This is a genomic window from Microbulbifer pacificus, from assembly GCF_033723955.1.
In the GTDB taxonomy this organism is placed as follows: domain Bacteria; phylum Pseudomonadota; class Gammaproteobacteria; order Pseudomonadales; family Cellvibrionaceae; genus Microbulbifer; species Microbulbifer pacificus.
The window spans coordinates 3,734,381-3,746,502 of the sequence record NZ_CP137555.1 but is presented as its reverse complement, the minus strand read 5'-3'; the positions used below and the strand labels follow the sequence as shown (position 1 = coordinate 3,746,502).

11 protein-coding genes are annotated in these 12,122 nt (G+C 58.5%); 4 read left to right on the top strand and 7 right to left on the bottom strand.

Annotated elements, in window-relative coordinates:
- Positions 1-43: 43 nt before the first annotated feature.
- From R5R33_RS15920 to R5R33_RS15895, 6 genes are all read right to left on the bottom strand, one after another.
- A complete protein-coding gene (locus R5R33_RS15920) occupies positions 44-670 on the bottom strand; it encodes a thioredoxin family protein (RefSeq protein ID WP_318953686.1) in 627 nt (208 codons plus the stop codon).
- A gap of 36 nt (positions 671-706) precedes the next feature.
- On the bottom strand, positions 707-2,797 hold the full coding sequence (locus tag R5R33_RS15915; protein ID WP_318953685.1) for a protein-disulfide reductase DsbD family protein: 2,091 nt from the start codon (positions 2,795-2,797) through the stop codon (positions 707-709).
- Between the two features lie 105 nt (positions 2,798-2,902).
- Complete coding sequence (locus R5R33_RS15910) at positions 2,903-4,330, bottom strand: PepSY-associated TM helix domain-containing protein (RefSeq protein WP_318953684.1); 1,428 nt, start codon at positions 4,328-4,330, stop codon at positions 2,903-2,905.
- A gap of 68 nt (positions 4,331-4,398) precedes the next feature.
- The gene (locus R5R33_RS15905; protein ID WP_318953683.1) at positions 4,399-4,938 is read right to left on the bottom strand and encodes a hypothetical protein; all 540 of its coding nucleotides are present in this window, start codon (positions 4,936-4,938) and stop codon (positions 4,399-4,401) included.
- 16 nt (positions 4,939-4,954) lie between these two features.
- The gene (locus R5R33_RS15900) at positions 4,955-7,165 is read right to left on the bottom strand and encodes a TonB-dependent receptor (protein ID WP_318953682.1); all 2,211 of its coding nucleotides are present in this window, start codon (positions 7,163-7,165) and stop codon (positions 4,955-4,957) included.
- A gap of 243 nt (positions 7,166-7,408) precedes the next feature.
- Positions 7,409-7,942 carry a carboxymuconolactone decarboxylase family protein gene (locus R5R33_RS15895; RefSeq protein ID WP_318953681.1) on the bottom strand — a complete coding sequence of 178 codons (534 nt, stop codon included), beginning with the start codon at positions 7,940-7,942 and terminating at the stop codon, positions 7,409-7,411.
- A 96-nt stretch (positions 7,943-8,038) separates the two neighbouring features.
- Between R5R33_RS15895 and dinB the strand changes: the two genes are divergently transcribed.
- From dinB to R5R33_RS15875, 4 genes are all read left to right on the top strand, one after another.
- Positions 8,039-9,121 carry a DNA polymerase IV gene (dinB, locus tag R5R33_RS15890; RefSeq protein WP_318953680.1) on the top strand — a complete coding sequence of 361 codons (1,083 nt, stop codon included), beginning with the start codon at positions 8,039-8,041 and terminating at the stop codon, positions 9,119-9,121.
- A 203-nt stretch (positions 9,122-9,324) separates the two neighbouring features.
- Complete coding sequence (locus tag R5R33_RS15885) at positions 9,325-9,663, top strand: DUF6116 family protein (RefSeq protein WP_318953679.1); 339 nt, start codon at positions 9,325-9,327, stop codon at positions 9,661-9,663.
- 123 nt (positions 9,664-9,786) lie between these two features.
- Entirely contained in the window at positions 9,787-10,536 is a 750-nt protein-coding gene (locus tag R5R33_RS15880; RefSeq protein WP_318953678.1) for an RNA polymerase sigma factor, read from the top strand.
- A gap of 3 nt (positions 10,537-10,539) precedes the next feature.
- Positions 10,540-10,998: a hypothetical protein gene (locus R5R33_RS15875; RefSeq protein ID WP_318953677.1), complete on the top strand. Its 459-nt coding sequence runs from the start codon at positions 10,540-10,542 to the stop codon at positions 10,996-10,998.
- Positions 10,999-11,105: 107 nt separating this feature from the next.
- On the opposite strand, the gene R5R33_RS15870 is transcribed toward R5R33_RS15875, so the two are convergent.
- Positions 11,106-12,095: an NADPH:quinone oxidoreductase family protein gene (locus tag R5R33_RS15870; RefSeq protein ID WP_318953676.1), complete on the bottom strand. Its 990-nt coding sequence runs from the start codon at positions 12,093-12,095 to the stop codon at positions 11,106-11,108.
- Positions 12,096-12,122: the final 27 nt, after the last annotated feature.

The window sequence follows — 12,122 nt, the reverse complement described above, 5'->3', positions numbered from 1 at the left end:
AACTTGCAGCAGCCCGGCATTGCACCGGGCGCTGCGCATCCACTCAATACTTGACGCTGCAACCGTAAGCGCGCGAAGACGCCACCGCAATGGCGTCGCCGGCCATTGATGCATCCAGTGCCGCCGCCACGTAATTTGCAGAATCGGCAATTACCGCAGGGTTTGCAGAGTCGTTGTCGTCGATCGCACCGGCATACACCACCTGCCCTTCCGGGTTGATGATGAACATATGCGGGGTGGTTTTGGCACCGTAGGCGCGCCCCATGCTGCCATCGCTATCCAGCAGGAACGGCGCACTGGCATGGAGATTGTGACTCTCGGCCACCTCCAGCGCCTGCGCCGGTTCCAGGTAACCCTGCTTGCCCTTGGCGGAGGAAATGACGGTCAACCAGTTGATATCCTGGCCGGTATATTTCTCCTGCAGCGCCTGCATATTGCCGCTGCCGTAATGCTTCTTCACATAAGGGCAATCCTTGTTGAACCACTCCAGCACCAGCCACTGGCCTTTGTAATCCGCCAGGTTGTGGGTTTTACCCGCCGCATCCACCTCGGAGAATTCCGGGGCTTTCTCGCCGGGGGTGGCGGCGGCCATTACCAGGGCCGGTGCCGCAATCAGAAAGGCGCCTACGGTATTAAGCAGATGTTTTGCACCGAATTTTTTAATGTTCATCTTTCCTTCCTCTTTTCTTTCTCACTTACCTGTTAACTACTCGGTTTCTGAAGCAAACAACGCCTCGATCATGCTCGTTTGTAGAATCTGTGGCAGCAACACCGGGGATTTTTCACCCGGGGCATACCAGGCATAGACCGGGACCGAGTTGCGCCCCAGCTCTGCCAGCGCGCGGGTAATTACCGGGTTCTGATCGGTCCAGTCTGCCCGTACAAGATAGACCTTGTTCTTTGCAAACAGTGCAGCGACTTCATCTGTATCCAGCACCAGTTTCTTGTTCACCTGACAGGTGATACACCAGGCCGCGGTGTAATCGATAAATACCCCCTGCCCGCGTGTGAGTGCTTCACCGATGGCAATCCTGTCGTACGGCTGCCAACCCTCAGCCGTCGTACGCGCCGCCGCTACTGGCTGCGCGCGCTGTTCCTGAAGAAAGTTGGCGCCAGACAATCCCAGAACAATGACCGCCAGTACAGACAGCCACGCAAACAGTTTGCCAAACCGTTGCAGGTGTTGCGCCAGCCACAGGGCGAGCACCACCCCCAGCATCACCAGGCTGCCCAAGAGCCAGCCATCTTCACCGACGAGACGCCCCAGTACCCACAGCAGCCAGATCACCGTGGCATAGAGCGGGAAGGCGAGAAACTGGCGCAGGGTTTCCATCCACGGGCCTGGCTGCGGCAATCGCTGTAGCAATACGGGGAACAGGCACAGCAGCACAAACGGCAACGCCAGGCCGATACCGAGCCCGATAAAGATCGCCATGGCCGAGGCCGTCGGCAACAGGGTCGCCGCCCCCAGTGCCGCTCCCATAAACGGGCCGGTGCAGGGCGCGGCGACAAATACGGCGAGCACGCCGGTGGCGAAACTGCCGCCGCGACTGTGCCCGGCGAGATTCATCAGCCGGTGACCGAATTCGTACACCCCGCTGAAAGACAGCGCCATCAGCCAGAACAGCAGGATCAGCGCCAGTACCACCGGCGCCGACTGCAACTGGAAACCCCAGCCGATGGCGGCTCCACCGGCGCGCAGTGCCAACAACAATCCGCCGAGCAGCGCAAAGGTCACCAGTACGCCGGCGCCGTACAGCACGCCCGATTTCACGCGCTCCTGCGCGGACGTGCCGGGTCCCATCAGACCAAACAGCTTGATCGACAGCACCGGAAACACGCAGGGCATCAAGTTAAGAATGGCGCCGCCGGCAATGGCGGCGAGAATCAATAACCACAGAGGCTGACTACCGTCGACAGCCAGAGGTACGCTGACGGAAGCGGTCTGGATTTCGAGGTTGTCCAGCTGCCAGGCACGTGTGCCGTCGCTTATGACAAATCCGGTTGTCGGCGATGCTGCTGGCAACAGGGGCGCTCCCGGAACGCGCTCGAATGTGTAGAGGATGGTATTGCCGGATTGCTCTACCTGCGGCGCCTTGGCGGTCAACAGCCCGCCATCCAGGGGAAATATTTCGGGCGGCGACACTAGTGAGCCGCCATTGGCCGCCGTCAATTCAAGTTGCAGCGTGCCCTGCTCTGCACCAGCACTGACACGCTGTACAGCCCAAGGAAAATTGTCCGGCGTTGCCGCGTCGGGAATCTGTGCGGCAAACCGGTCCCGCAGGGCGAGATCCTGCGGCAGCCACTGCGCCTTGTCCGCAACCTCGCGGGACAATGACATGTTGCCGTATCCTGGGATGCAATCCACCTTGCACACCAGCCATTCCAGATTCACCACCAGTTCCATGCGCGGTGCATCGGGGGTGACCGAAAACAGGTAGGCGACATCGTCTTCGTAGCCGAGATTAGTGAGATGCTCGATGGGCAGGCGCACGGGAGACGGCCACTGGATTTCCCCGACTTCACCGCTGGCACCGACAAAATCGAAGCGCGGCGCCGCGCCGGAATCACCGGCATTGCGCCAGTACACATGCCAGCCGGGATCGACGTCAAAATAGAAACCGATAGTTTCCGTCGCCGGACCAAATTGCTCCGGAGCCAGCCAGCGCACGCGGACATGATCCCCGCTTGCAGTATCTTGGGCCTGAGCCTGACTTACAGAAACTGCCGCACAAAAATACACCAGCCACAGCAGTGAGCGGTAAAAAGTCTTGTTGGGTAACGTCCGTGTCAGCACGCAATCCTCACCTGAGCGTAAAACCTGAATAACTGTCTTCTACGACGGCATTCATTCAAATGGATTACGCCTGCGCCTGCAAGCGGGAGACGGCTTGACGGGTTTTCAGCGCAGCAATTTTCCGGTGCGATGCGCCAACCACAGAAACACTCCGGAAAACGCCACCAGGGCAAGATTGACCACCAACGCTGCGCCGTGCAGCCCGTGGGATTTGAACAAAACCAGATGCAACAGCGCCATCAGCAACAGCAATACCGCAGTGATCCGCTGCAGCCAGCATTTACTGCGCGCTTCGTTATCCAGAAACAGCCCAAAAACAGCCGCCGCGATCAGCGGCAGCCAGAAATAACCCGCCGCGCCGCTGTTCAGTATCAGTGCCGCCAGACCCGAAATGGCGATAGCGAGCGGAGCGCCCCACACCAGCCCAACCCAGAGGTTGTTGATGAAATCCCGTTTCTTGCGCTTCACCAGCCAGATATTGATGCCGGTGACCGACACCACCGCCAGGGCGATCCCGAAAACCACATACAGGATCATTACCGGCAATCCGCCGAAATGGCCGAAGTGCAGACGGTAAAGGGAAAACAGCACTTGCTTGCCGGGCTCGCCATCGGAGTAGCCGACCTTATCCAGATAATTGCCCTGCTGGTCGAAGCGATACTGCTCGACGTAGATCAGGCTGTCCGGGTGCTGGGCACCCAGCAGAATGTACTGCGCAGGGGAATTGGCGTTCTCCACATTGAAATAGATCGGGCGCGCATCCGGTGCGATGGATGCCATGGACTGCAGCGCGCGCCCCACATCCGCCACCTGCACGATTTGCTCTAATTTTGGCCCGGAGCCGTGAATGGATTCGATGGCGGCATCGCGGTCACCACCGAAAAATGCATTGGCATAGAGGGTGTACATCAGGATGGAGAGACCGAACCAGGCACCGGTCAATCCGATCACCAGATGAAAGGGCGCACCCCAAACGCTCAGGCGGTTGTGAATGTCCGCCTGCTCCAGATGCCGCGAGCCTCCGAGGCGGAAATTGAACGCATCGCGGAAAATCCGCGGGTGCGCGAGAAAACCGGACACGATCAGCCCGCACAGCATCACCCCCAAAACACTGACCAGGATTTCTCCCCAGTCGCTGGGAATATGCAGCGCATCGTGCAACCCCACCATGGAATTGCTCCAGGGCGTGGAGATGTCAACGTCGCGGCTGCCATCTTCCTTCAGGTAGTAGACGCCACCGGCGGATACCAGCATGCCGCGGGGCTGATCGTCCCGCGGCAACATCATCAGGATATCGCCGGAAATATCCGGCTTGCGGGCCAGCAGTTCCTGGTAGGCAGCGGTTGCGGCGGCCGGCACAAGTGTCTGGTACTCCGCTACCGCCGGCTGCTCCCAGCGCTTCAGATAACCGGAGAGCACCACCAGGCTGCCGGACACGCAGATCAGGTACATCAAAAAACCCACCAGCAGGCCAATCCAGGAATGACTTGCGAGGGAGCTTTTGACCAACGCGGGAGAGAGGCTGAATTTCATCGAGAAAACTTTTTCAGATTAATCCCGCGGCCCGGAATACCGGTGACGGACCGCGAGAAACAGGGAGATCAGTGTAAGGCGGCGGCGCTCGCAAGTAACACAGCAAGGTGTAGCACAGCCGGTCGCAGGGGACGGGAGTCCGCGCACTGCCAGTAGGCGCCGCAGCCCCAGAGCACTGGCGCCAGCAACATGGCAAAGCTCAGGGCATTACCCTGTTGCCAGGGCAGAAAAGTGGCCAGGGCAGTGCTGCCGTACAGAGCCGCAGCACCCGCCAGCGGCACCGTGCCCAGCAGCAACAGCAGGTGTTTGCCCAGGGTCGGCAGTGCCGGCCAGCGCACTTTGCCGGCGGCCAGCAGCGGCGACCGCTGCGGGCGCAGTTCGCGGTTATACCCCACCAGCAGCCAGGCGCAGGCGGTGAGCGCAAGCAGTGCATAGCTGATGCCCAGCGCAACGCTGGCTGCGCTGCTGGCCCAAAGGAAACAGGACAGCAGCAGCAGACTCCAACCCAGCAATGTGCCCCAGCGTTGTAGCAGCGACCAGTTGCGCCAGCTGCCGTAAAGGCTGAACAGCCCGGCGGCACTGGACGCGGTGGCGAGGATCATACCCATCCGTCAGGGCTCCGGATCAAAAGTCCAGGGATGCGGACAGCAGGAAAGTGCGCGGCTCGCCGAGCACCAGGTAATTGGCTCCGGGATAACCACCCACGGATACCCAGTTATTGTCGTCCGCCACATTTTGAACCCGCGCTTTCAGAGTCATCGGCTTGTCGCCAATCGCGGTCAGGTAGCGTGCCCCCAGGTCCACCCGGTTCCAGCTGCCCACCTCGATGGTATTGGCCGCATCCGCGTACTGAGAACCGGTGTGCAGGCCGCGGGCTTCCAGGGTCAGCCCGGGAACGCCAGCGAGGTCCCACTCCGCATTCAGGTTGAACTGAACACGCGGAGCACCGATGGCATCGTTGCCTTCATGCAGATTACCTGCGGTGCTGGTCATTTCCGCGTTCAGCAGGGTCGCGCCGCCGATTAGACGCACATTCTCCAGCGGCTGGCCAAACAGGCTCAGCTCCAGACCGCGGTTGCGCTGCTCGCCGAAGGTATCAAACACACCGTCTTGTACAAAACTGCTCGGTTTGCTGGTGGTAAACGCACTCAGACTGCCACCGAAGCTGCCGCCATCGTATTTGACCCCGGCTTCGAACTGCTCACTGCTGTAGGGCTCGAGCACTTCACCGACGTTGCTCACTGGCGTACCGCCACTGACCGCGGGTGCAATTTCACCGGGCTGCAGGCCCTCGATGTAGTTGGCGTACAGAGAGATCGTTTCGCTGGGCTTCACCACGACCGCGGCAACCGGGGTCAGTGCGCTGTCATCGTAGGAAGACAGGGGTGAACCGCTGTTGTAGTCGAAGTAGCGGGTTTCGATGTTCTGTTGGCGCAGGCCGAGAGTCACCAGCAGGCGGTCATCCAGCAGCGACAGCATGTCTGAGATCGCGAGACTGGAAACATCGGTTTTTTCCGTGACATGGGGATTGGTCAGGGAGCCGCCCACGAAGAAGTCCGCCGCCGGCGCATCCGCCGCTACCGGGTTGTACAGGTCACCGGCAAAACCGGCAAAGCTCGAGAACGCGTAAGCATTGGCAGACTCCAGCGCAAAGGTCGATGCGGAGACTGTCACGGTATGACCGACGCTGGCGGTATCGAAGCTGGTACGGATACCGGTTTCACCGGACAGCACCTTGTCTTCGCGCGCATTGTCGAATCGGTAGGTAGAGGTCGCTCCATCGGCCATCGCGCTGGGATTTGCCAGCACGTTGCTCTCGGTTCCATCGCGCATCCCCAGCGCCAGCCAGGCGCTGGTGCTGTCGGTCAAGTCGTACTCGCCGCGCACCACACCAAAAATTTGCTCTTCATCGGTGTAGGTCCAGGGCTGGGCGAAATTGGTATCCGCGTCCGGTGCCTTGGGAATGGCACCAAGCGGCGTCACCGCCGGGCGCGGCGCATCGATGTGGTGATTCTGATAACCCAGGTCTGCAGACAGACGCAGACGCTCGCCGGTGTAGTCGTAGCCGACGGAGAATACGCTCAGATCACGTTCCTGATCCTCCACCGCGGTCTCGCCCGCGCGCTCCACCAGATTGATGCGCACACCGGAGCTGTCGCCCTCGCCAAAGCGACGTGCGAGATCCAGCGCACCGTAGACATTGCCATTGCCTTCCACGCCGGCAGTGACCTGGGTCAGCGCCTGCCCCGGTGCGCGCTTTGGCACAAGGTTCACACCGCCACCGAGACCACTGCCACCGGGTGCGGCACCATTCAGAAAGGCACTCGCTCCGCGGAAGACTTCCACCCGCTCAAGCAATTGGCTGGCCACAAACTGGCGCGGCAGAATGCCGAACACACCGTTGTAGGTCATATCGTCGGAGAACACCGGGAAGCCGCGAATCAAGTAAAGCTCTTGAAAGTTGCCGAAGCCCGTGGCCACGCGCACCGTGGGGTCGTTCTGCAGAACGTCTGCCACGCTCACCGCCTGCTGGTGCAGCATCAGGTTGCTGGTGTAGCTGGTGCTGAAGAACGGCGAATCCATCATGTCCAGGTTGCCGAGAATACCGGCGCGGCCACCGCGGGCTACCTGACCGCCGGCGTACTCCGTTGACAGCACTACCTGGGAGCCATCCGCCGTCACTTCCACCTCTTCCAACGCCGCCTGGGCTGGTGCGTCCTCAGCCATTGCGGCGCCCGCGTACAGACTGACAATACCAAAGCCGGCAATTCTGATGGCACGGGTCAATTGATGAACAGAGAAAAACGCATCCGATGCATGAAGGCTGGAAGGCATGTCCGGTTCCCCTTGAGAAAGAGTCGATTTGAATAATTGTTTCGGGCAATCGCCAATCGACCGCCCTGAAATGCAGAAACTGGTACAAGCGCACCAGCATTCAGATGCCGCGCATACTATTGCGAAGCTTTCTCATTATCAAGAAGATTGCAACAATTGGGCGAATTAACTGCATCACACGCCCCCTCCAGTGCGGAAATCACCTCCGCACCGGATTTGCAGGCACCGGGCAGGTGCAATCTGTCAGTGACGAATATCCGCAGGGATATCCAACATGCTCGATACGTGGCTGATCTCTGCCGCCAGGCTCGCAACCGCCAGCGCTTCGAGAATATCGGCATCCGCCGCACCGGCGTCCCGCGCGTGATTGATATACCGCTCCCCGTGATCATAGGGCGCGAGGTTGCCGTGGCGTGCGATTTCCAGCAGCGCGTGATCGCGGGGCTCCAGATGGGCGTGGTCCGGGTCGGTGCGCACCCGCAGGATTTCATGGGGGTCCATGCCGAGTTGCCGCAGCGCACTGCTATGCAGGGTGATGCCGTAATCGCTGTGCTCGTCCTCGGCCACCATCAGGGCGATCTCCTCCTTCAGTCGCCGCGACAGACCACCGGTCAGCATGGTGTGCTGGTAGCGATCCCACAATTCCGACAGCAGGGTGGGATTGTTGGCGTAAGCCCGGAACAACATGGGTACAAAGCCGAGTTGCGTCCGCACCTCTTCGAAAATACCGGAAACCTGTTGCTCCACTTCGCGATCCATCAGGGAGATTCTGCTCATTACCTACCTCCTCACTTACCTCGTCTTTTCACCTCGGCGAATCTGGCATTTACCAAATTCGGTTGGCCAATTTCCGATACTGGATATAATCCCAGCATGCGAAAGATCATCCACTGCGACTGCGACTGTTTCTACGCTTCGGTAGAAATGCGAGACGACCCCAATTTGCGGGGGCGGCCTATTGCCGTGGGCGGCGCAAGCGATCGTCGCGGAGTGATTTCTACCTGCAATTACGAAGCGCGCAGCTTTGGCGTGCGCTCGGCCATGCCCACTTCACAGGCGAAAAAACTGTGTCCCGACCTGATTGTAGTGCCGGGCAATATGAAAAAATATCGGGAAGTTAGCGGGCAGATACGGGATATTTTTCTCACCTATACCGACATTATTGAACCGCTATCCCTCGACGAGGCTTTTCTCGACGTTACCGATAGCGCGCACTGCAATGGCAGTGCAACTTTGATCGCGCGCGAGATTCGCGCACGGGTTTTCAAGGATCTGGGAATTACCATTTCTGCCGGCGTTGCCCCTAACAAATTCCTGGCAAAAATCGCCAGCGATTGGCAAAAACCCGATGGACTAACAGTCATTCGCCCGGATGCAGTCGAGGATTTTGTCCTGCGACTGCCCGTCAAAAAAATTCACGGGGTGGGCCGGGTTACCACGGAAAAAATGCACCGTGAGGGCATTCACACCTGCAGTGACCTGCGGCGTTTTTCCCTGGTGGAACTGGTGCAGAAATACGGCAAATTCGGCAACCGACTGTATCAACTCTGTCGCGGCCAGGACGACCGGCCGGTGAGCGGCGACGGTTCGCGCAAAAGTGTCAGTGTCGAACACACATTTACCGAAGACTTGGATAAACACGGGAAATGGGTTGAAGAAATGACCAACCTGTACGGACGCCTGCAGGAGCGGCTGGAAAAGCTCGACGACCGTTACGAAATCAGCGCCGCCATCATCAAGGTCAAATATGCCGATTTCACCCAGTCCACCCAGGAGCGCGCCAGTCGCGCCGCCCGTATCAGTGAATTCAAACAGCTGTTACAACAATGCTGGGACAAGCGCAGCGACCCCATCCGACTGCTCGGTGTCGGGGTGAAACTCAGAGATTTACGCGCCGATTTGGGTCCGGAACAGCTGCGCCTCCCGCTTCGCGAGCGAATGGGCCCGGCGGCCTGATTCTACTCGCTTCGCCGTTTACTCCTGCGCCGCGTCTCCGGACGCCCGTCGGAACTTATCGATATTTCCGCGCCACCATCTGCGTTTTTTCACACGCGGAACCTTTTCCCCGAACGCTGGTCCACCGGCCCCGAGCTATACTGCCAACACGGTCCTGAAAGCATTTTCAATCACCAGTCTCCATCACCAGTAACTGGTACTACATGAAGCGCGTTCTACCCAGTGCCCTGGTGGGCTGGTTTCTCAACTATGCTCGCAGGCTCAAACATCCCCAGCTGTTCAAGTGGATCTGCGCGCTGTTTTTGATTGACTTGATCATTCCCGACCTGGTGCCCTTTGTGGATGAACTGTTGTTGGGGCTCGCCACGCTGTTTCTTGCCGCGTGGAAAAAGCACAGCCGGGTGGAACAGGAAGGGCCTGTTTCCGCCGACCGTGAAAGATCAGATAACAAAAAACAAGAAAAAGTAGTTAAAGGTTATTCGGAAAAAATTACCGACGCGGACAAGACGTCGGAACAGCAGACTGGCAACGGTAAACACTGAGCCAGAAAGCGGTTTTCACCACTGCTGAATTTGTGAGCGAAATAAATTTAAAAACAGATTACTCGTTTATTGAATTACCTGCGGACCGGATATGTCCCGGGGTGTGCAACCGGGTAAGTGGCAATGGGAATTAAAGCCAAGGAGGCAAGTCCCATGTTTGCGGACAAGTTGTGCAGTCTCAGTGATGAAGACTTGGTCAATCAGTACTGTAATACCCGCAGTCAGCGCGTATTTCGGGAAATCTACCGGCGTTACAAGGATGCCCTGTTCCGTTACTGCGCACAGATGGCACCTCGACAATGCTCCCAATTGATGGAGAACTTCTGGGGAGCCTTCCTACAGGCACCACCGAATTTGGGCGGCTGCCGCCTGAAGAACTGGCTTTTTATCAGCATCAATCGGCAGTTGCAGAACCCTGATGCCGTGCCAGAGGAAGCCCGTACCGAGAACGACTCCCTGCGCTCGGCTCTGGAGAATACCGAGGTGCTGCGCGCTATACAGCAACTGCCGCGCCGCGAGCGCAATGTATTCCTGCTGTTTACCGAGTGTGGCCTGTCGCTGGCCACAGTGGCGGATATCGAAAAGTTGCCACTGGCACTGTGTCGCCATGTGTTGAACCAAAGTCGCCAGATGGTAGAACTCACCGTACACGGGAGCGCACGCAAGCCCTGGAAATCGGCTGCCACCCTGGCGAAGGAGGCCGCTGCGCTCGCCGCGGCTCAGCAAGAAGCGGCAAAACAGGCAGCAGCAAAACAGGCCGCGGAATCCGCGACGATACCGAAGAAGCCGTCCTTGGCGTTCCGCTGGAAAAAGGCTCCGAATATTGCAGCAGCCAGCGTCGCCACCACCGAACCTTCGGTTGAGGTAGTGTGAAATATGAACTGCAATCACTGGGAGTCGTCTTATCGGCGGGAGAGGGAACAACTGCGTACCCCCACTCCTCTCGAAAAGAAAATTCTCGCGGATATCAGGGCGGTTAAACCGATTCACCCCGCAGGTCGCAAGACCAGCCGATTGCTGTCTCGCGCGGCGTCTGGGTTCGGTGCGGTGGCCATTGCCATAGTGTTTCTCAACCCGGCTCAATACATTGGCGCTGCGCCCGGCCAACTGACGCCACCGCAAAATGCAGAAACGGGGCTGGACCAGAAGTCCCCCCAGCCCGCTCTGGTTCAGGCCAAAGTCGATACCTGGCACGCACTGCGTACGGAAGTGGAAGCCGGCAATTACGTGGGCCTATGTGCCCAGTGGCGACGACAACAGCACTCTGCAGACACAGACATACTGCCCAAAGATCTGGCCGCGGTAGCGCGTAAGCACTGCCGAATTCTTCCCTGACAGCCCTTCGTAATTCTTACGTCATATCGAATTTCTTGCATAAAAAAGGGAGTGATATTGCACCACTCCCTTTTTTATTTGGTCGCGGGATACGGATCTACCCGAGATCAGTCCTGATTCTGCCCCATAGTGAGAACCACCCTGCCTTTCGCACGACGTTCGTTAATCGCAGCAAACGCCCGGGTAAAATCACTCAGATCGTAGACTTCGGTGGTCAACGGCTGCAGGCGCCCCTGCTGTACAAAGCCGAGCAGCTCACTGAAGTTCTGCATATTCGCTTTGGGGTCTCGCGCTGCCCAGCCGCCCCAGTATATGCCGAGAATATCCCCGGCTTTCAACAGCGGCAGATTCAGTGGCAAGCTGGGAATATCCCCGGCGGCAAAGCCAATCACCAGGTAGCGCCCGCCCCAGGCAATGGAACGATAAGCCTGCTCGCTAAAATCACCACCCACTGGGTCGTAGATCACGTCCGCGCCCTTTCCATCGGTCAGTTCGCGAATGCGATCCTTGAGGTTTTCCCTGCTGTAATTGATGGTTTCGTCTGCACCCAGATCACGACAGAATGCCAATTTTTCATCGGTGGAGGCACAGGCTATTACCCGAGCACCCATCAGCTTGCCCAGCTGGATCGCAGTTACGCCAACGCCACCGGCAGCGCCCAGCACCACCAGGGTTTCGCCCTCTTTCAGTTGCGCACGTTGCTTGAAAGCGTAGTAAGAGGTGGCATAGGTGATGCAGAAACCCGCCGCCTGCTGGAAGTCCAGCTCGGCGGGCATTGGCATCAACAGTTTGTGATCCACATTGACCACTTCCGCAAACGCCGCAAGTCCGGGCATCGCAATCACTCTGTCGCCGACCTTGAACCCTTTGACCGATTCGCCGACTTCACGAATGATCCCCGCACACTCACCGCCGGCGACGAAAGGCATTGCGGGCTTCACCTGGTATTTCCCTTGCACCATCAGGCCATCGGGAAAATTCACTCCCGCCGCGTGAACTTCGAGGCGAACCTCATTGGGTTTCAATGCCGGCAGTTGCCAGTCACGGACTTTCAGATTTTCTATCGGGCCAAAGGCCTCGCATACCAGAGCTCGCATATTTTGCCTCAACTGTTATTTCGTCTG